This window comes from Streptosporangium sp. G12 (assembly GCF_052983175.1).
On the sequence record NZ_JBRIQO010000007.1, the window covers coordinates 179,588 to 197,729 of the forward strand.

The window sequence follows — 18,142 nt, forward strand, 5'->3', positions numbered from 1 at the left end:
GAATCGCGCACCGCCGGAAACTCGCCGTGGGAACCATGGGGAGATCCTGCCCGGTACGGGGTGGCGTGCATATGAGGTTGCCCGCACCCCGTGGTCCCGGAGCGTGAAAGGGAGCGGGCCCCGGCCTGTGGCAGGACGGGGCCCCTCGAAAAGTGGGATCAGCGCACGATGCTGGTCTTGACCTTCTTCACGAAGTACCAGCTCTTGATGCCCATGCGCTCCAGTTCGTCCCTGGAGAGGTTCTCGGCACCGGTCGGGACGTCATAGGCGTCGACGCCGAGGATGGCCTGCGCGGTCCGTCCCGACTTCTTGCCGAGCTTCACGGTGATCGCGATGGCCTCGTAGTCGTCGACCTCGACGATGTCGGGGCTCCAGCACCAGAGCCCGTCATCGTAGTTGTCACACGAGGTGCCCTTGGGGGCGGAGATCGAGACGACCTTCGAGCCCTTGGGCAGTAGGCCGCCCGTGAAGAAGTAGTCGGCCTGGTGCGGGCCCTTGTTGACGGCCTTGATCTTGTAGGTGATCTTCCCGCCCGCCTTGACCTTCTTCGGCGCGGAGACGGTGACCGCGAAGGTGGAGTACGGCTCCGCCTTGACGGCCGCCGCCGGTGCCTGCGCCGAAGCGGCCGAGGAGGGGGCGGCGAGGAGCATGCCGCCGGCCAGCGGGGTGACCAGAGCAATAGCAACGATCTTGGAGATCGGGTGGCGCATCAAACGTCTCCCAGCTGAAGAGTCAAGGGGACGCCTGGAACGTCCCATAAAGTCCGCAGCGTTTTATCACATATGGAGATGTAAAGAGAAATTATATTCTGCTACGTGATTTGAACGGAACAGTTGGGTGCGGCGCCGTACCGGACGACACGGGCCCCCGGCCCGCCCGTCCGGCGCGTGCCACATCGCCGCTCACCAAGGCGTTTCCCGGCGTTGTAATATCCACTGCTTTCGGTAATCGCCCCTGGTCAGAAGGTGCCGGGTGAAAAACGTGGCTAGCGGAGAACCCGGGTCTTCACCCGCACGTACTTGACGTCGGTGCCGACGTCGATGCCGTGAATGTCGAGGGTGCCCAGCCCGCCCGCGGGAACGTCGATCGAGGCCGAACCGAAATCGGCGGTCGCGGTGCCCCGGGCGCCGTCCCTCAGCCAGACCCTGACCTTGAGGGTGGCCGTCCTGCCGGGGTTCAGGGTGTCGAACAGGCAGCCCACCTCTCGCCCCGAGACCTCGCAGTACGAGCCGGAGGGCTTGCCGACGATACGGACCTTGGAGACCTGCGAGGGAAGGCGGCCGCCGACGTAGGCGATGTCGGTGTACCACTCGCCGACGTTCTTGACCCTGAGCGTGTAGACGTACGAGTCGCCCGCCCAGGCCCTGCGCGGGTAGGAGACGGTCGTCTTCAGCGGCGCGAGCGGCTGGTCCACGACCCCCTGTGGCGCGGTGGTCGGGAAAGCCGCGGCGTTCGCGGTCCCGGGGGTGAGCAGCATGCCTCCCGCCAGGGCGATGGCGGCGAAGGCGGTCAGGTGCCGGCGCATTTCTTTACTCCAGTCGGAATTCGGTGATCCCCGGTGATTACCGGCCCAGCATGCGGGGCCCGACTTGGAAAACCCTTGTGACTGACTGGCCGGCTACCCGGTGATCAGGTGGACGTCGCCGAATTCGTGCCAGAGATAGCCCTCTCCGAGCGCCTCCGCGTACGACCGCGAGAGCAGCTCGCGGCCGGCGATCGCCGACAGCATCAGCAGGTGGCTGGAGCGCGGCTCGTGCAGCCCGGTGAGCAGGCCGCTCACCGCCCTCACCCCGACCTCGGGAGTCACGATGTGCGAGGTCCAGCCGTCCGCGGCCCGGACCCGGCCGGTGGCCAGCGCGGCCGTCTCCAGCGCCCGGACCACGGTCGTGCCGACCGCGATCACCCGGCCGCCGGACTCGCGCGCGAGCTCCACCTGCCGCGCGGTGGCCTCGGGCACCTCGAACCGCTCCGGGTAGGGCGGCTCGTCCTTCTCCGGGGACGCCACCCCCGTGTGCAGGGTGATCGGTGCGATCCCGACCCCGCGCGACACCAGGGAGGTCACCAGCCCGGTGGTGAACGGCCGCCCCGCGCTGGGCATCTCCGCGCTGCCGGGCCGGACCCCGAACACGGTCTGGTAGTCGGCCAGCGGCCAGTCCCTGTCCACGTAGGAGTAGCGGATCGGCACGCCGTACCGGCGGAGGTAGTCCGTGACCTCGCGGTCCAGGCTCGCCCGCCACAGACGCGGCGTCTCGCGCCCCAGCAGCCGCAGCGTCGCCCCGCCGGGCAGCGGCAGCCACTCCCCGTCCGCGCCGCCGCGGTAGGGCTCACCGGCCGTCTCCGTGTCCCCGAGGCCCCCGAGAGCCCCGGCGCCCGCGCCCGCCGAAGGACCCCGCTCCCGGAGGCGGCGGAGCTCGACCAGCCAGGTCCCGTCCTCGCGTTCGGTGGAGAAGTGCACCGCGAGCCGGTCCAGCCGGACGGCGGCGGGGAGCGTGCCGGAGTTGTTGACCACCAGCAGGTCGCCGGGGCCGAGCAGGCCGGGAAGATCGGCGAACGCGTGGTGGCCGACCTCTCCGGTGCCCCGGTCCGAGACCAGCAGGCGCACCCCGTCGCGGGCCAGCCCCCGGGCCTCCGGCGGCTCGTGCGCCTCCAGCTCGCGCGGGAGCACGAAGTCCGCGGCCATGGCGTCCGCCGCGGGCAGGCTCGCCACCCCGCCCCGTCCGCCGGTGCCCCAGCCCCCCGTACGGTCCTCTCGCCCGCTCATCCGTGCCTCACCCGGCCGCTGTCCGGGCGGTCGGCGATCAGCCGTCGCAGGGTGGGGACGACGGTCTCCGGGCCCGGGGCCTCCGCCGCCTCCCCGGCACCGACGGCGTCGGCGAGCATGGCGGTGGACATCTCGCCCGGATCGACCCACCAGACCGCGACGTCCGGCTCCTCGACGGCCAGCACGTGGGAGAGCTGCTCCAGGGCCGCCTTGGTCGCGCCGTACCCGCCCCAGCCCTCGTACGCCTCCACCGCCGCGTCGGAGGAGATGTTCACGATCGCGCCGCGCCGTTCCCTGAGCCCGCGCAGGTTCGCCTGGATCAGCGCCAGCGGGGCCAGCACGTTGACCCGGAACAGCTCCTCGAGCGTGTCGGCCGGGTATCCGGCCAGCGGTGGCAGCGGGACCGCGCCCAGTCCCGACGCGTTGTTGACCAGCAGGTCCAGCCCGCCGTGTTCCCGTACGGCGAGCGCCAGCCGGTCGCGATGAGCGGGGTCGGCGACGTCCCCGGCCAGGGCGAGGGCGCCGAGCTCGTCCGCGGCGGCTCGCAGCGCGTCCTCGCCCCGCGCGGTGAGGATGAGCCGCCAGCCGTCGGCGGCGAGGGAGCGGGCCAGTTCCAGGCCGAGGCCGCGGGAGGCGCCGGTGATGAGTGCGGTCTTCGTCATGCCTCGACGCTAGGAGCCGCCCGCCCGCCGCACATCGGCCGCCGGACCGGGCCCGGGGTGGGCTGATGGGCCTAGGACCGATGGCGTACGCGGCGGGCGCCCGCCGCCGCCTAGAGTCGGTTCGTGAGCCCCGAGAGCGAGGAGAGCGAGGACCGGGACGCCGTGCTGCACGCGGTGAGCTCGGCCGTCCTCGCGGTGACCAGACACCTGTCGGTCCGGGAGGTGCTCCAGGTCATCGTGCGGTCGGCGCGGCGGTTGCTGGACGCCCGCTACGCCGCGCTGGGCGTGCCCGACGACCAGGGGGCGTTCGCCGAGTTCGTCGCCGAGGGCATCTCCGACGAGCAGTGGGACGCGATCGGGCCGATGCCCCGCCAGCACGGCATGCTCGGCGCCATGCTGCGCGAGGGCGCGCCGGTCCGGCTGCCCGACATCCGCAGGGACCCCAGGTTCGAGTACTGGCCGCGCGCCCATCCGGTGCTCAAGGACTTCCTCGGGGTGCCGATCCTCGACGGGGACGAGGTACTCGGCATCATCTTCCTGTCCAACAAGCGGACCCCCGGCGGCTTCACCGAGGCCGACCAGCGGCTGCTCACCATGTTCGCCGCGCACGCCGCGATCGCCCTCACCAACGCCCGCCTGTACGAGCGGGGCCGGGAGCTCACGCTGGTCGAGGAGCGCACCCGGATGGCCAGGGAACTGCACGACGCGGTGACCCAGAAGCTGTTCTCGCTGCGCCTCACCGCGCAGGCCGCGGCGTCGCTGGTCGTCGACGATCCCGTACGGGCGCTGCGGGAGCTCGACCGGGTGGAGCGGCTGGCTGGGGAGGCGCTGGCCGAGCTGCGCGCGGTGATCGTGGAGCTCCGCCCGGCCGAGCTCGACCGGCACGGCCTGGCCGAGACGCTCCGCAAGCACGTCCGCCTGCTCGACCGGCTCCACCCGGCCGCGTTCTCGTTCGAGGAGTCCCCGGTGTGCGAGCTCGAACCGGTGATCGAGGTGGCCGTCCTCCGGGTGGCCCAGGAGGCGCTGCACAACGCCTCCAGGCACTCGGCGGCGCGTACCGTCGAGGTCCGGCTGGGCTGTGAGGGCGGGCGCGTGTTCCTGGAGGTGAGTGACGACGGGGCCGGGTTCGACGTGACCGCCGCGGCGGGCCGGGGGCTGGGCATCGCCTCGATGGGCGACAGGGCGGAATCCGTCGGCGGGAGCGTGCGGGTGAGGTCGGAGCCCGGGCGGGGCACGCTCGTCCGGATGGAGGTGCCCGGGTGATCCGTGGTGCGAGGAGAGGTGATCGCATGACCCGTGGGCCGAAGGGGTGTCCGTGCGGTCCGCCGTCCGCGGTCCGGACGGAGGTGCCCGGATGATCCGCGTCCTGATCGCCGACGACCACCCGGTCGTCCGGCAGGGCCTTCGTACCTTCCTGGCCCTGCAGGAGGACCTCGACGTGGTCGGCGAGGCCGCCGACGGCGCCGAGGCGGTCGCCCTGGTCGGGTCTCTCGCCCCTGACGTGCTGCTGCTCGACCTGAAGATGCCGGTTCTCGACGGGCTCGGCGCGCTGCTCCTGCTGGAGGAACGAGGACTGTCGCCGAGGGTGCTCGTGCTGACCTCGGTCAGCGACAGGGGCGACGTGGCCCCGGCGATGCGGGCGGGCGCGGCGGGTTTCCTCTACAAGGACGTCGAACCGGCCGCGCTCGTGCACGCGATCCGGGCGGTGCACGGTGGCCAGGTGCTGCTCGCTCCCGAGGCCGCCGAGGCGATGCTGTCGGGTCCCGGACCCGTCCCGTCCGCGCGGGAGGACGGGCGCGCGGGCGGTCGTGAGGGCGACCGAGAGGGCAGGCATGTGGCGGCGCTGACCGACCGGGAGCGCGAGGTGCTCGCGCTGATCGCGTCGGGCCGCTCCAACCGGGAGATCGCCAGGCAGCTCGCGGTGGCGGAGAAGACGGTGAAGACCCACGTCTCCAACGTGCTGATGAAGCTGGGCGTGCAGGACAGGACCCAGGCCGCCCTCTACGCGGTACGGAACGGCCTGGCCTGACGGCGCCCGGCCTGACGGCGCCGGACCGGACGGTGTCCGGTCCGGCGGTTCCCGGTACGGGCGAGAGACCTCTGCGGCGTCAGGTGTCCTTCTTCTCCTCGCGCCGGTCCGGCGGCGGCGGGGGCGGGGGCGGCGGAGGTGGTGGAGGTGGCGGGTTGTAACCTCCCCCTCCGCCCTTGGGTTTGGGCGGCGTGGGGTGGACGATCTTGGTTTTGACCGTCTTGAGGTAGTACCAGTGGGGGAAGGCCAGCCGCTTCCATTCCGAGCGGTTGAGGTCCTCGCCTCCGGTCGGGACGTTCCAGGTGTCGGCGCCGAGCCTGGCGACCGCGGTGCCCTTGGTCCGCTTCTTCGGCTTGACCCAGATGCGTACCGTCTCTGACTCGCCCTTCTCGAGAATCCACGGCGTCACGCACCAGAAGCCGTCGTCGTAGAAATCGCAGTCCGTGCCCTTGGGGCCCTTGTAGTAAACGGTGTCGTTGATGCCTTTCGGCAGGACGGTCCCGCCGACGTAGAAGTAGTCGGCCTTGCTCGGCCCCCGGTTGGTGACCTTGACCTCGTACATGAACTCGCGGCCGTTCCTGACCCGTTTCGGTGCCTTCACCGAGACCTTGAACGCCGACCAGGGCCGGTCCTGCCGCACCCCGGACGGGGCCAGAACGCCCGCGGGGGCCGCGGGCAGGACCGCTGAGGGAGCCAGGGACGGCGCGTTCACGGTGGCGGCCGAGGCGGCGGGGACGATCGCGAGCGGAGCGATGAGGCTGAGACCTAGAAGCGTGCCGAAGCTTCGGCGCATGGGCGTCTCCGCACGAGCTCGGGGTGAGCGCAGTCACCATTTGTTTCATGAATTATGGCGTAAGCGGGATGCGCCGGAATAGTGAATGATCTACCTGAACATTAGTTGTTTGCGTATCTTTGGTTACTCGGGGGACGCCAGCGACTCATGGCTGGACGACGGGGAGGCTCACGTGCCGGACACGAACCCGCTGCGCAGGGAGGACCCCGAGTCACTGGGCGACTACCGGCTGCTCGGCCGCCTCGGCGAGGGGGCGCAGGGCGTGGTCTACGCGGGCCGGGGACCCGACGGGGCGATGGTCGCGATCAAGCTGCTCCACCCCCGGTTGAGCGACACCGGCATGGACGGCGACCGCTTCCTCCGCGAGGTCTCCGCCGCCCGCCGGGTGGCGCCGTTCTGCACGGCCCAGGTGCTGGGCGCCCACGTGGACGGCGACCGCCCCTACATCGTGAGCGAGCTGGTCGAGGGCGTGTCCCTGCAGCGGGTCGTGCAGTCCGGGGGACCCCGGCGCGGCAACGTGCTCCACCGGCTCGCGGTCGGCACCGTGACCGCGCTGGCCGCCATCCACCGGGCGGGCATCGTGCACCGCGACTTCAAGCCCAGCAACGTGCTGCTCGGCCCCGACGGACCCCGCGTGATCGACTTCGGTATCGCCAGGGCCCTGGACTCGGCGATGACCGTGACGAGCGGCGTGGTCGGCACCCCCGCCTACATGTCGCCGGAACAGGTCTCGGGGCAACGCGTCGAGCCCTCGTCCGACATGTTCAGCTGGGCGCTGACGATGACCTTCGCCGCGACCGGGCGGCCCGCGTTCGGCCAGGACAGCGTGCCCGCGGTCATCTACAGGGTGATGAACGAGAGCCCGGACCTGTCCGCGCTCCCCGACACCCTGCGGCCGATCGTCGCCTCCTGCCTCAGCAAGCACGCCGCGGAGAGGCCCAGCGCCTCGGAGGTGCTGTTCGCGCTCCTGGAGACCCAGTCCGACGAGGCCTTCGCCGTACCGCCCGTGTCCCCGCCGTCCGCCGGCGAGCGGCCGGTCGCGAATGAGCGGTCGTCCGCCGGGGAGCGGCCGATCGCGGATGGGCGGACACCCGCGGATGGGCGGTCATCCGCCGAGGAACGTCCGCCCGCCGACGAGCGGTCGTCCGCCGAGGAGCGGCCACCCGCCCCCGAGACACTGTGGGTGCGGCCGTCGGGGGAGGACCCGAGGAGCGGGAGGCCCGGTGCCGCCCCCGGCCGTACCCCGGGCGGCCGGGCGGGCCCTCCCGGCGACCGTCCCGGTGGCGCTCCGCACGGCGGGCCCCCGGCCCCCGGTGCCTCCCGGAGGCGTCCGGGTGCGCCGGGCGGCCCCCCGCCCATGGTCAACCCCTTCGCCTCCCCCGCCGGGCCCGCGCGCTACCCCGGCAACCTGACGCCCGTGGGCCGGCGGCCCGCTCCCTCTCCCGCACCGCCCGAGGGGGTCTACCCCCCGCCGCCACCGCAGCGTCCGGACCTCTTCGCCGACGCGACCCCCGTGGCACCCGGCGAGCGCGGCGCGCGGCGCAGGCGCGCCGTCCTGGTGACCGCGGTGCTCTCGGGGGCCCTGACCCTGGCCGCCGCCGCGCTGGTCGCGGTACCGAACCTGCGGGGCGATGCCGCGACCCCCGACGCCCCGCCGGCCACACGAGGCGCCCTGGCCGGTGACGGTACGCGGAAGCCACCCCCGGTTCCCTCCACGCCGTCCCCGGCGACCGCCTCCCAGGCTCCCCCCGCGCGGGCCACGCAGGCTCCCACCGCCGTCACGGACGTCCTGACCCCCGCGCCCACGGCGAGCCTCACGACCGCCCCCACCTCCGGGCCGTCCCGGCCGCCCACCCCGCGGACCACGGTGGTGACCTTCGACGGCCAGGACGGCAAGACGCTCAAGGGGCACACCAAGGCCGTCCAGTCCCTCGCCGGCGTCAAGATCGGGAAGAGGCCCACGGTGGTCTCGGGCAGCCAGGACGGTTCGCTCGGGCTCTGGGACCCGGCCAAGCACAAGCGGCTCCACCGGCTCCGCGGCCACCGGGGCGAGGTCTACGCGGTCGCCACCGTCACCTTCGGCGGCAGGCCGTACGCGGTGACCGGCGGCTACGACCACTCCGTCCGCCTGTGGAGCCTGAAGTCCCGCAAGAGCACAGCCCTGGGCCACCACCCCATCGCGGTCTTCGCCGTCGCGGCCGGCACCGTGAACGGTTCGCCGCTGGCCGTCACCGGGGACGGCGACGGCACGCTCTACTTCTGGAACCTGAAGAGCCGCAGGCTGCTCAAGACCATCTCCGCGCACCGCGACGACGTCAACTGGCTCGCCTTCGGCAAGATCGGCAAACGGTCCGTCGTCGTGTCCGCCAGCGCCGACGAGACGCTGGGCATCTGGGACCTCGTCACCAGGAAGCGGTACGGCAAGGTCTACAAGGGGCACGGCGGGCAGGTCTTCTCGGTGGCCTTCGGCAAGCTGGGCGACCGCACCGTGATCGCCTCGGGCGGCAAGGACAAGAAGATCAGGATCTGGGACCCCACGTCGTCCAAGACCGTCGGCAAGCCGCTCGGGGGCCACGGCGGCAACGTCTACTCCCTGGCGTTCGGCAAGGTCGACGGCCACACCGTGCTGGTGTCGGGCAGTACGGACGGGACCGTCCGGCTCTGGGACCCGGCCGAGGGCAAGCCCCTCGGCAAGCCGGTCAAGGCCCACAAGGGCGGGGTCTACTCGGTGGGCGTCATGCCCGTCGGCGACCGTACTCTGGTCGTCTCGGCGGGCAAGGACCGTGCCGTCAAGCTCTGGAGGCTGACCTCCGCCCGATGACCCGCCCCCGAACCGTCAATGCCGTCAGACCAGCTCGGTGATGGCGTGGTGGGCGACCACCCGGGCCCGGCGCACCGCGCGGTCGAGCTCGCGCAGGGCCTCACCGCGTACGGCGATCTGGCCCGAGGTGAGCCCGCGGTCGTCGGCGACCCGGAGCACCGCGGCGAGGCGGGCGGCCAGGGCGGCGACCCGGTGCGCTCTGGCGGGGTAGCCGGGAGCCAGGCCGTCGTCCACCATCTCCAGCCGCCGGTGGCCCTGGGCCGGGCCCTCCACGCCGAGCAGGGCGTCGGTGGCCACGCGCATGGCGCGGGTCAGCTCGTGCTCGGCCTCGGCGAGGGAGGGCAGGTCGGGGGCCGCGGTACGGGCCTCCAGCACGGTCCAGCGAACCCCGGCGTACGATGACCCGCGGCGGTCGTTTACCGGGACCAGGCCGAGGCATCTGCCGGGAAGCACGGCTGTCGCCGCCTGCCCGGCCTCGATGGCCGCGGAATTGAAGGGGGGCGGTCCGGTGAGCCCGAGTGGGTCGCCCGCGATGGGGAGGGCCAGTCGCAGCGACTTCATGCCCTCGATCCGCAGGTCGGCGAGGAACCCGCGAAGGGGGAGGTCGCCGGTCTCACCGGCGACGAGTTGGGGGCCTGCCTGCCGCTCCACGCGGTCGGCGGCCTCGTCGAGGCCGACCTGTCCGGCGAGCCAGGCATTGCCCCAGCAGACCAGGGTGGCCGAGATCGGTGAATCAGGGTGCACCGATCCACGATATGCGCTTGTCCTGCAATAGGTTTTGTTCCAGCGATTCACAAGGAGGCATAGGGGATGGGCGGTCAGGTGCTTCGGCTACAGGACGTCACCGTCCGCAGGGATGGGGCGGCCCTGCTGCGGGAGATCGACTGGACCGTTCACGAGGACGAGCGGTGGGTCGTCATCGGTCCCAACGGCGCGGGAAAGACGACGTTGCTACAGGTGGTCGGGGCGATGCTGTTCCCCACCGAGGGCATCGTCGAGATCCTGGGTGAGCGGCTCGGCCAGAGTGACGTCTTCGAACTTCGGCCCCGCATCGGGCTCGCGAGCGCCGCGCTGGCGGAGAAGGTGCCGCCGGAGGAGAAGGTCATCGACCTGGTGCTCACGGCCTCGTACGCCATCCTCGGCCGCTGGACGGAGGAGTACGACTCCCACGACGTCACGCGCGCCGTCGAGCTGATCGACCAGCTCGGCTGCGCCCACCTGATCCGGCGCCGGTTCAACACGCTGTCCGAGGGGGAGCGCAAGCGGGTCCAGATCGCCCGCGCGCTCATGCCGAACCCGGAGCTGCTGCTGCTGGACGAGCCCGCCGCGGGCCTGGATCTGGGCGGGCGCGAGGACCTGGTCCGCCGCCTGGCGACGTTCGCGCACGACCCGACCGCGCCGACCATGGTGCTGGTCACCCACCACGTGGAGGAGGTGCCCAGCGGGTTCACCCACGCGCTGCTGCTGCGGCACGGTTCCGTGGTGGCCCAGGGGCCGATCGACCAGGTGATGACCGCGGAGAACCTGTCGCGCACCTTCAGCGTCCCGCTCACCCTGGATCGGGGGCGCGACGGCCGCTGGTACGCGCGGGCGCACCAGCTCTGAGGGCGCACCGGTTTCGAGACGGTCCCGAGACAGTTCCAAGACTGTTTCGGCCGTTCAAAGGCCGGTGAAGGGAAAAGCAAATATCCTGCCGGGTCAAGAGTTCCACGTCACTCGACCGCCCGGGATGGCTCATGGAATCGCTTGTCGCCGCACTCGTCGTCGTGGCCGTGGCGGCGTTCGCCGCCTATCGGACGGTTCGCGTCGTGCCGCAGGCCACGGCGGGCGTCGTGGAGCGGTTCGGGCGCTACCACAGGACGCTCGCTCCCGGGCTGAACCTCGTGGTGCCGTTCATCGACCGGATCAAGGACACGGTCGACCTTCGCGAGCAGGTCGTCGCCTTCCCGCCGCAGGCGGTCGTCACCTCAGACAACCTCGTCGTCTCCGTCGACACGGCCGTCTCCTTCCAGGTGGTGGACGCCCGCGCGGCGACCTACGAGATCGCCAACTTCCTGACCGCCGTCGAGCAGCTCACCGTGACCACCCTGCGCGACGTGGTCGGCGGGATGAGCGTGGACCGCGCGCTGGCCTCCCGCGAGGAGATCGGAGCCGAGCTGCGCGAGGCGCTCGACGCCGTCACGGGCGCGTGGGGCCTCCGTGTCGTTCGGGTCGAGCTCACGGCGATCGACCCGCCCGTCTCCGTCCAGGAGTCCATGGAGAGGCAGGCCCGCGCCGACCGCGACAGGCGGGCCGCGGTGCTCGCGGCCGAGGGGCAGAAACAGGCGGCCGTCCTCGCCGCCGAGGGCCAGCGGCAGGCCGCCGTACTGAGGGCGCGCGGCGAGGCGGAGGCCACGGTGCTCAAAGCGCGGGCCGACGCCGAGGCGAGGGCGACGCGGGCCCGGGGGGAGGCCGACGCGATCGGCATGCTCCTACGCGCCGTCCACGGGGGCGGTCCCGGCTCGGAGCCTCTCGTCCACGCGTACCTGCGGGCACTCCGCGAGATCGCCAAGGGGGACGCCGGCGAGCCGTGGACCGTCTCGCCGGACCTGAGGCGGGTCCTCGAAAGCCTGGCGGACCTTCTCCCGGCGGAGGACGAGTCCCCGGACACGCAGAGGTCTCCGGTCAAGGAGGAGCTCTCGGACAGGGACAGGTATCCGGTGAAGGGCGGGTCCCACAACGTGGACAGGTTTCCGGAGACGAAGAAATCCCCGGTCAGGGAGGGATTTCCGGTGAGGGACACGCCTGTCGAGGACACCCCTGCCACCTGATGTCGTCGATCTCCTCTTACCATCCGGTGAGTGCCGTGCACCTGTACATGGGCGCGAGCCTTACCAGTGAGGGGAAGTGCATGACACCGTGGGAGGCGGTCGCGATCTTCGTGGCCGGCATCGGGGCCGGGGGCATCAACGCCGTCGTCGGTTCCGGGTCTCTGATCACGTTCCCGACGATGGTCGCGCTGGGCATGCCGCCGGTCGTCGCCAACGTCTCCAACACCATCGGCCTGGTCCCCGGGTCGCTGACCGGCGCCCTCGGCTACCGGGTGGAGCTGAGGGGGCAGCGCCGGCGGCTGGTCAGGCTGGCGATCCCCGCGGTGACCGGCGCGGTGGCCGGCGGGGTGCTCCTCCTCTACCTCCCCGCGAAGACGTTCGACATCGTCGTGCCCATCCTGATCGGCGTGGCGTGCGTGCTGGTGGTGATCCAGCCGAGGCTCAACAGATGGCTGAGCGCCCGGCGGGAGCATGCCCGCCCGCACGGGGGCCCCTGGCTCTGGGGCGGCATCCTCGCGAGCGGCGTCTACGGCGGTTACTTCGGCGCGGCCCAGGGCGTGCTGCTCATCGGGCTGATGGGCACTTTCCTCGACGACGGCCTGCAGCGGGTCAACGCGGCCAAGAACGTGCTCGCGCTGCTGGTCAACGCGGCCGCCGCGCTGCTGTTCGTCGTGATCGCGGAGGTCGACTGGCTGGCGGCCCTGATGGTGGCGCTGGGCGCCGCGATCGGTGGTTTCCTCGGTGCGAAGGTCGGCAGGAGGCTGCCCGCCCCGGTGCTGCGCTGGTTCATCGTCTGCATCGGAGTAGTGGCGATAGTCAAACTGGTGTACGGGTGAACCTGCCCCTTACCGGGTACCTATATAGGTATGAAAGGTGACAAAGTCGAGGTTGTCATCGACGCAGGAGACAGTTCCCGTACCTACGAGGTCAGCGCCACCAGAGCGGGGCGCCGGGTTGAGGTGGCCAACGCCCGAGGCGGCGTCGTCGAGGTGAGCGAGGTCACCCGGAGCGGAACGGCCGTGCGCACCGCCCGCTTCATGTCCAGCCGTATTCTCGCCCTGGTCGAACACCCCGCCGACGGCAAGCCGACATAGGCCGGGCCGGCGGCGGGCCGGTTCTCGTCACGCCCGGGTGGGACACCCGTCACGCCTGGGCGGGGCGCAGGGTCTGCGTCGCGCCCGGACGGGACACCCGTCACGCCTGGGTGCGGGGGCGTAGAGGCCGTGCCCCGCCCGGGTCCGGACGGACGCGGCTCACCCCGCACCGGAGATCCCCCGCGGGATCCGGTCACATCTGCGCGGGACGGACCTGGAGCACGCCGTCGCGGCGGACCCGGGTCTCGAAGGACGGCTGGGGAGCGGTGGCCGGGCCGTGCACGACGGCCCCGTCGGAGAGCCTGAAGGTGCTCCCGTGCCACGGGCAGACCACGCAGGCGGTCCCCTCCTCCGAGATCAGGCGTCCCTGGTGGAGCGGGCCCGCCAGATGGGCGCACTGGTCGGCGAGCACCGTGACACCGGCGCCGACGCGCAGCACGAACAGGTCGATGTAGCCGAGACGCCGCGTCACCGGGCGCCCGTCGGGCAGGTCGCCGATCTCGCACAGGTCGTGCCAGCCCAGCGGGACCAGATGGGCGACGGACTCGGCGTGGTTGGCCCCGGCCGCCTGCCGGTAGGCCAGGTGGCCGCCGAGGTAGCCGCCCACGCTCGCGGCGCCCAGCCCGGCGAACGACAGGATCCGCCCGGTCCGGTCACGCCCGGCCAGCCGGAACACCAGCGAACCGGCGTAGAGCCCGAGGGCGGTCAGGTTGGCGATCGCGTGCACGAACCCCACCCGCTGCTGCTCGCGGTGGAGCGCGGACCAGTCGGTGACACCCGCCGCCACCGCGGGCATCGCGGTGGCGAGCCCTCCGGCGACCAGCACCCGCGACGCCCGCGGGTCGTAGCGGGTCACGTCCAGCACCGCCGTCGCCGCCCAGAGCCCCAGGCTGAGGTTGGCGAGCGGCGGATGGAGTGGTTTGCCGATCGGCACCCCGTGCAGCAGGTCGCGTAGCGGCCCGGGACCGATCCGCTGACGTACGGCCTTCGCGAGTATGCGGATCGGCCTGTCGGCCCTGGGTGAGCGCTCGATACGATCGGTGAGCTCGACCCCGGGCACCAGACGTCTGAAGGTCCGGCGCCCTGTTTTGACGGTTTCCTTCACCATCGCCCCCTTCTCAACCCATAGGGACCTACCCGAGAACGGCGTTATGCACGCGCCAAATGTCCTCGGCTGACGGAGAGGGCGATGATTTCGGTGGCGTAGGCGCCCAGTGTCGCCGACCCCTCCTCAATGATCTTCACCTTTTCCAGCACCTGCTCGGCCGTCACCTTGTACAGCGACCAGGTGCCGCCCTCGTTGTGGTGGTTCGCCATTATGGGCGCGATCCGGTCGAGGGCCTTGGCGAACCTGGCCTCCGGCGTCCTGCGTTCCTCGAACTCGTCCCAGAGCTCGCGCAACCGCTCGGCCTGGTCGCAGGGGAGCAGTCCGAAGATCCGGTCGGCGGCCTTGCGCTCGATGGCCGGCTGGGCCTCGACGGCCGAGGCGTCGTAGATGAACGTGTCTCCCGCGTCGATCTCGACGATGTCGTGGACGAGCAGCATCGCGACGACCCTGTCGAGATCGGTGCCCGGTGGTGCGTGCTCGGCCAAGACCATCGCCAGCATGCCCACGTACCAGGAGTGCTCGGCGTCGTTCTCCCGCCGCGACCCGTCCATGAGGGTGTTGCGGCGGACGATGCGTCTGAGCTTGTCGATCTCCATGGCGAAGGTGAGCTGAGCGTGCAGACGGTCCGGTGCTGGAGGGGTGGTCACGCGCGCAAGCCTAATGCGCGTCGATCCCGCTTTTCCGAGCGATCATGGGATCACGCCCGGCCGAGGGTGACGGGAACCCCGTTGAACACGGCGTTTCCCGAGGGCGCGTCCACGACGGAATCGTCCGTCAGCGTGTTCGCGTTCACCCCCGCGTGCTTGGCGGCCACCGGTTGCGAGGTGCCCGTGTGCCCCCACCCGTGAGGCAGGCTCACCACCCCCGGCATGATCGTGTCGGTCGGCTCCAGCGGCACGACCAGCTCGCCCGCGGCCGAGCGCACCACGGCGTGCTCACCCAGCCCGAGCCTGCTCACGTCGTCCGGATTGATCTGCAGGGTGCACCGGTTGGTCCCGCCGACCAGCGGTTCCACGTTGTGCAGCCAGCTGTTGTTGGAACGCAGGTGGCGCCGCCCGATCAGCACGATCTCCGCGGGCGGGACGGCGAGCCGCCCGCGCAGCCGCACGGCGTCCTCGACCAGTTGCGGCGGGGCCAGCTCCACCCGCCCCGAGGCCGTACGGACGATCTCCGCCAGCCGAGGCTCCAGCGGGCCCAGGTCGATGCCGTGCGGGTTCGCCAGCAGGGTGGCCAGGGAGAGCCCGTACGGGCCGAGCCTGAGCATGGCGTCCAGCCGCCGCTCGGCTCCGCTGCCGCCGTCCAGGGAGGCGCGCAGCTCGGCCGGGTCCGCGCCCTCCACCGGGGAGCCGGGCGTCTCGACGGCCCTGCGGAGCATCTGGTCGAGGATCAGCTCGTCGAGCGCGGCCGGATCGGCGTCCGCGCCCTGTCCCGAGGCGATCATCGCCAGCCGCGCCATGATCTCGGCCTCCGAGGGGCGTCCCGGCTCCAGCGGCAGGACGGGCGGGGAGAATCTCGCGTAGTTGCGGACCGCGAAGGCCAGCAGCGACAGGTCGTAGTGCGGCGACTGCATCACGCGCGGCGGCGGCAGGATGACGTTCGCGTGCCGGGTCGTCTCGTTCAGGTACGGGTCCACGCAGACCATGAACTCCAGGTCGCGGAAGGCCCGGTCCAGCCGGGGCCCGCCCGGCGCCGACAGCACCGGGTTGCCGGCCACCGTGACCAGTCCCCTGACCTGTCCCTCACCCGGCGTCTCGATCTCGTCGGCGAGGGTGGCCACCGGGATCTCGCCGTTCGCCTCCGGCAGCCCCCGGACGCGGCTGTGCCAGCGTCCCGTGGCGTACGGCTTTCTCCGGCGGCCGTTCTCCACGGCGGGTTTGGCGAACATGACCCCGCCGGGACGGTCGAAGTTGCCGGTCAGGACGTTGACGACGTCGACCAGCCACTGCGCGACGGTGCCGAACTCCGCGGTGCAGGTGCCGATGCGGGCGTAGACGGCGGCCGTCGGGGCCGCGGCCAGCTCGCGCGCCAGCCGTGCGATCTCCCCGGCGGGCACCCCGCACATCGGGGCGACCACCTCGGGGGCGAAGTCCTCCGCCAGCCGCCTGACCTCGTCCAACCCGTTGACCCCGACGCCGCCGATGTCGGCGCCGATCGAGGTGAGGTTCTCGGTGAGAAGGGTGTGGACGATGCCGAACAGCAGGTAGGCGTCCGTGCCGGGGCGTACGAACAGGTGCTCGTCGGCGAGGGCGGCGGTGCGGGTGCGGCGCGGGTCGACGACCACGAGCCTGCCGCCGCGCCCGCGCAGCGCCTTGAGGCGGCCGGGGAAGTCGGGGGCGGTGCAGAGCGAGCCGTTGGACTCCAGCGGATTGGCGCCGAGCATCAGCAGGTAGTCGGTGCGATCCAGGTCGGGCACCGCGATGGCCAGCGGGTCACCGAGCATCAGGCCGCAGGAGACGTGCTTGGGCATCTGGTCGGCGGTGCTCGCGGAGAAGACGTTGCGGGTGCCGAGGGCGCGGATCAGCGGCGCGCCGTACAGGGCGCCGGCCATGGAGTGGGCGTTCGGGTTGCCGAGGTAGACGGCGAGCGACTGGCGGCCGTGAGCGTCGATCACGCCCGCGAGACCCTTCGCGACCGTGCGGAACGCCTCTTCCCAGGACGCCTCGCGCCACTCGTCGCCCGTCCGGATCATCGGGACGCCCAGCCGGTCCGGGTCCTCGTCGAGGTGGCCCAGGGTCGCGCCCTTGGGGCAGATGAACCCCTTGGAGAAGGGGTCGTCCCGGTCGCCCTTGACCGAGGTGACGTGCCCGGCGTCGTCGAGGGTGAGCCGGAGACCGCAGACGGCCTCGCAGAGGGGGCAGGTCCGGTGCGCTGTTCTCATCGGCACTCCTGAGTTCGGCGAGTGGACTCATCATGGCCGCCGTCCGGGCCGCGGGGAAGCCCCGGAGCGCGAACTCCGGGCCGCGGGGAAGCCCTGGAACGTCGATTCCGGACCATGGGGGAAGCCCCGGAGTGCCTGAGACTCCGGGGCTTCCCGTTGTGCGATCCTCTGGATTCACGCGGCCTGTCGTCGCCGGTCGGGAAACCCGCCGGGCAGCTCACCGGGCAGCTCGCCGGGCGGGGGGAGCGGGGTGGCGGGCTTCCCCGCCGGGCTAGGGTCGGGCTCCTCCCGCGCGGACCGGCCGGCCCGCAGGCTCACCCAGTTCGCCCGCCCGTAGAACCGGTCGAGACCCACCGGGGGACCGGCGGCCCCGTCCCCGCGGACGATCTCGACGGTCAGCAGGTTCGCCCACCTGCCGTGCCGGCAGACCACGGCGTCGCGGGCGTAGCATGCCGCCGCGATCTCGGCGGAGAAGGCGTCGAAGTCCTCGGCGCAGGTTCCGGCCCTGGCGAGGACGAGCGCCTTCTCCCCCGCGGCGGAGGGGGTGATCCACAGGACCAGTGGCAGCCGGCCCGACCGGGTGTGTATCCCGGTCTCCGCGCACGCCCGCCGGATGCGGTGCCGGGAGACCAGGCACCACGCGTGTGCCGTCACCCAGCTCCTCCAGAAGCCGGAGGCGAGGAGGACACCGGCGGTGCCCGCCAGAACGAGAAACGGCCACCAGTCGCCCTCCCAGAGCGAGAGGATCACGGTGACCAGGAGGGACACGGCGGCGGTGAACAGGATGATCTCCGTCCGCCAGCGCCACAGCCGGACGAGGAGACCCGCCCGGCCGGGAGACCTGCCGCCGTAGCCGCCGTAGCCGCCGTAGCGGTCGTGGCGGGGGTCACGCCGCGACGTCACCGCCCACCCCCTCGTCGCGGACGGGCGCCAGGGCGAGTGCGGGAGCGGCGGTCCGCTCGGCCTTGAGAAGGTCGAACCGGGGCTCGCGGTAGTGCCTGGTCCCGAAACCGGTCCTGGTCACGGTCCAGCCGAGCCGGTAGGCCCATTCATCCTGATCCATGTAGAGCTCTCGGTCGGTCACATAGATCACATCAAGGATGAAGGTCTTGATTCCGTGGGTTCTGTTGGTACGGTGGAAGGACATAGGAGACTCCCTTCGTGGCTTTGACGCGGAGTTCTTGTG

18 protein-coding genes are annotated in these 18,142 nt (G+C 71.8%); 7 read left to right on the top strand and 11 right to left on the bottom strand.

The features are described 5' to 3' along the window. Positions 1-158 precede the first annotated feature (158 nt). The 4 genes from ACVCAG_RS13145 to ACVCAG_RS13160 form a co-directional block, all read right to left on the bottom strand. On the bottom strand, positions 159-710 hold the full coding sequence (locus tag ACVCAG_RS13145; protein ID WP_440083846.1) for a hypothetical protein: 552 nt from the start codon (positions 708-710) through the stop codon (positions 159-161). Between the two features lie 275 nt (positions 711-985). After that, on the bottom strand, positions 986-1,525 hold the full coding sequence (locus ACVCAG_RS13150) for a hypothetical protein (RefSeq protein ID WP_440083847.1): 540 nt from the start codon (positions 1,523-1,525) through the stop codon (positions 986-988). Between the two features lie 93 nt (positions 1,526-1,618). After that, a complete protein-coding gene (locus ACVCAG_RS13155) occupies positions 1,619-2,761 on the bottom strand; it encodes an S-adenosylmethionine:tRNA ribosyltransferase-isomerase (RefSeq protein WP_440083848.1) in 1,143 nt (380 codons plus the stop codon). After that, a complete protein-coding gene (locus tag ACVCAG_RS13160; protein ID WP_440083849.1) occupies positions 2,758-3,423 on the bottom strand; it encodes an SDR family NAD(P)-dependent oxidoreductase in 666 nt (221 codons plus the stop codon). Before ACVCAG_RS13160 ends, ACVCAG_RS13155 begins: the two co-directional genes overlap by 4 nt. A 123-nt stretch (positions 3,424-3,546) precedes the next feature. On the opposite strand from ACVCAG_RS13160, the gene ACVCAG_RS13165 reads away from it, so the two are divergent. Further along, positions 3,547-4,686 carry a GAF domain-containing protein gene (locus tag ACVCAG_RS13165; protein WP_440083850.1) on the top strand — a complete coding sequence of 380 codons (1,140 nt, stop codon included), beginning with the start codon at positions 3,547-3,549 and terminating at the stop codon, positions 4,684-4,686. Positions 4,687-4,777: 91 nt separating this feature from the next. Beyond that, a complete protein-coding gene (locus tag ACVCAG_RS13170) occupies positions 4,778-5,452 on the top strand; it encodes a response regulator (RefSeq protein WP_440083851.1) in 675 nt (224 codons plus the stop codon). 79 nt (positions 5,453-5,531) lie between these two features. Here the strand turns inward: ACVCAG_RS13170 and ACVCAG_RS13175 are convergent, their stop codons facing one another. Beyond that, positions 5,532-6,245, bottom strand: a complete 714-nt coding sequence (locus ACVCAG_RS13175; RefSeq protein ID WP_440083852.1) for a hypothetical protein — start codon at positions 6,243-6,245, stop codon at positions 5,532-5,534. Positions 6,246-6,354: 109 nt separating this feature from the next. Here ACVCAG_RS13175 and ACVCAG_RS13180 point away from each other — a divergent pair, with 109 nt between their 5' ends. Beyond that, the gene (locus ACVCAG_RS13180) at positions 6,355-9,066 is read left to right on the top strand and encodes a protein kinase domain-containing protein (protein ID WP_440083853.1); all 2,712 of its coding nucleotides are present in this window, start codon (positions 6,355-6,357) and stop codon (positions 9,064-9,066) included. A 24-nt stretch (positions 9,067-9,090) separates the two neighbouring features. Here ACVCAG_RS13180 and ACVCAG_RS13185 read toward each other — a convergent pair whose 3' ends face one another. Further along, on the bottom strand, positions 9,091-9,810 hold the full coding sequence (locus tag ACVCAG_RS13185) for a hypothetical protein (protein WP_440083854.1): 720 nt from the start codon (positions 9,808-9,810) through the stop codon (positions 9,091-9,093). A 66-nt stretch (positions 9,811-9,876) separates the two neighbouring features. Between ACVCAG_RS13185 and ACVCAG_RS13190 the strand changes: the two genes are divergently transcribed. The 4 genes from ACVCAG_RS13190 (at position 9,877) to ACVCAG_RS13205 (ending at position 12,970) form a co-directional block, all read left to right on the top strand. Next, positions 9,877-10,671: an ATP-binding cassette domain-containing protein gene (locus ACVCAG_RS13190; protein WP_440067878.1), complete on the top strand. Its 795-nt coding sequence runs from the start codon at positions 9,877-9,879 to the stop codon at positions 10,669-10,671. A 131-nt stretch (positions 10,672-10,802) separates the two neighbouring features. Continuing rightward, on the top strand, positions 10,803-11,876 hold the full coding sequence (locus tag ACVCAG_RS13195) for an SPFH domain-containing protein (protein WP_440083855.1): 1,074 nt from the start codon (positions 10,803-10,805) through the stop codon (positions 11,874-11,876). A gap of 80 nt (positions 11,877-11,956) precedes the next feature. Beyond that, entirely contained in the window at positions 11,957-12,712 is a 756-nt protein-coding gene (locus tag ACVCAG_RS13200) for a TSUP family transporter (protein ID WP_440083856.1), read from the top strand. Between the two features lie 30 nt (positions 12,713-12,742). After that, a complete protein-coding gene (locus tag ACVCAG_RS13205; RefSeq protein WP_440083857.1) occupies positions 12,743-12,970 on the top strand; it encodes a hypothetical protein in 228 nt (75 codons plus the stop codon). A 193-nt stretch (positions 12,971-13,163) separates the two neighbouring features. Here ACVCAG_RS13205 and ACVCAG_RS13210 read toward each other — a convergent pair whose 3' ends face one another. From ACVCAG_RS13210 to ACVCAG_RS13230, 5 genes are all read right to left on the bottom strand, one after another. Then, the gene (locus ACVCAG_RS13210) at positions 13,164-14,078 is read right to left on the bottom strand and encodes a Rieske 2Fe-2S domain-containing protein (RefSeq protein WP_440083858.1); all 915 of its coding nucleotides are present in this window, start codon (positions 14,076-14,078) and stop codon (positions 13,164-13,166) included. 41 nt (positions 14,079-14,119) lie between these two features. Continuing rightward, a complete protein-coding gene (locus ACVCAG_RS13215) occupies positions 14,120-14,674 on the bottom strand; it encodes an HD domain-containing protein (RefSeq protein WP_440083987.1) in 555 nt (184 codons plus the stop codon). A 101-nt stretch (positions 14,675-14,775) separates the two neighbouring features. Then, complete coding sequence (locus tag ACVCAG_RS13220) at positions 14,776-16,956, bottom strand: molybdopterin-dependent oxidoreductase (RefSeq protein WP_440083859.1); 2,181 nt, start codon at positions 16,954-16,956, stop codon at positions 14,776-14,778. Positions 16,957-17,130: 174 nt separating this feature from the next. Continuing rightward, positions 17,131-17,859, bottom strand: a complete 729-nt coding sequence (locus tag ACVCAG_RS13225) for a hypothetical protein (protein ID WP_440083860.1) — start codon at positions 17,857-17,859, stop codon at positions 17,131-17,133. Beyond that, positions 17,843-18,103: a hypothetical protein gene (locus ACVCAG_RS13230; protein ID WP_440083861.1), complete on the bottom strand. Its 261-nt coding sequence runs from the start codon at positions 18,101-18,103 to the stop codon at positions 17,843-17,845. The genes ACVCAG_RS13225 and ACVCAG_RS13230 overlap by 17 nt, the downstream gene beginning before the upstream one ends. Positions 18,104-18,142 lie beyond the last annotated feature (39 nt).

Bases quoted from the DNA above. Each gene is read 5' to 3' on its own strand.
- ACVCAG_RS13175 (WP_440083852.1), bottom strand. From the start codon at position 6,245: ATGCGCCGAAGCTTCGGCACGCTTCTAGGTCTCAGCCTCATCGCTCCG.
- ACVCAG_RS13200 (WP_440083856.1), top strand. From the start codon at position 11,957: ATGACACCGTGGGAGGCGGTCGCGATCTTCGTGGCCGGCATCGGGGCC.
- ACVCAG_RS13230 (WP_440083861.1), bottom strand. From the start codon at position 18,103: ATGTCCTTCCACCGTACCAACAGAACCCACGGAATCAAGACCTTCATC.
- ACVCAG_RS13215 (WP_440083987.1), bottom strand. From the start codon at position 14,674: ATGGAGATCGACAAGCTCAGACGCATCGTCCGCCGCAACACCCTCATG.
- ACVCAG_RS13205 (WP_440083857.1), top strand. From the start codon at position 12,743: ATGAAAGGTGACAAAGTCGAGGTTGTCATCGACGCAGGAGACAGTTCC.
- ACVCAG_RS13145 (WP_440083846.1), bottom strand. From the start codon at position 710: ATGCGCCACCCGATCTCCAAGATCGTTGCTATTGCTCTGGTCACCCCG.
- ACVCAG_RS13170 (WP_440083851.1), top strand. From the start codon at position 4,778: ATGATCCGCGTCCTGATCGCCGACGACCACCCGGTCGTCCGGCAGGGC.
- ACVCAG_RS13160 (WP_440083849.1), bottom strand. From the start codon at position 3,423: ATGACGAAGACCGCACTCATCACCGGCGCCTCCCGCGGCCTCGGCCTG.
- ACVCAG_RS13155 (WP_440083848.1), bottom strand. From the start codon at position 2,761: ATGAGCGGGCGAGAGGACCGTACGGGGGGCTGGGGCACCGGCGGACGG.
- ACVCAG_RS13210 (WP_440083858.1), bottom strand. From the start codon at position 14,078: ATGGTGAAGGAAACCGTCAAAACAGGGCGCCGGACCTTCAGACGTCTG.
- ACVCAG_RS13150 (WP_440083847.1), bottom strand. From the start codon at position 1,525: ATGCGCCGGCACCTGACCGCCTTCGCCGCCATCGCCCTGGCGGGAGGC.
- ACVCAG_RS13190 (WP_440067878.1), top strand. From the start codon at position 9,877: ATGGGCGGTCAGGTGCTTCGGCTACAGGACGTCACCGTCCGCAGGGAT.
- ACVCAG_RS13195 (WP_440083855.1), top strand. From the start codon at position 10,803: ATGGAATCGCTTGTCGCCGCACTCGTCGTCGTGGCCGTGGCGGCGTTC.
- ACVCAG_RS13220 (WP_440083859.1), bottom strand. From the start codon at position 16,956: ATGAGAACAGCGCACCGGACCTGCCCCCTCTGCGAGGCCGTCTGCGGT.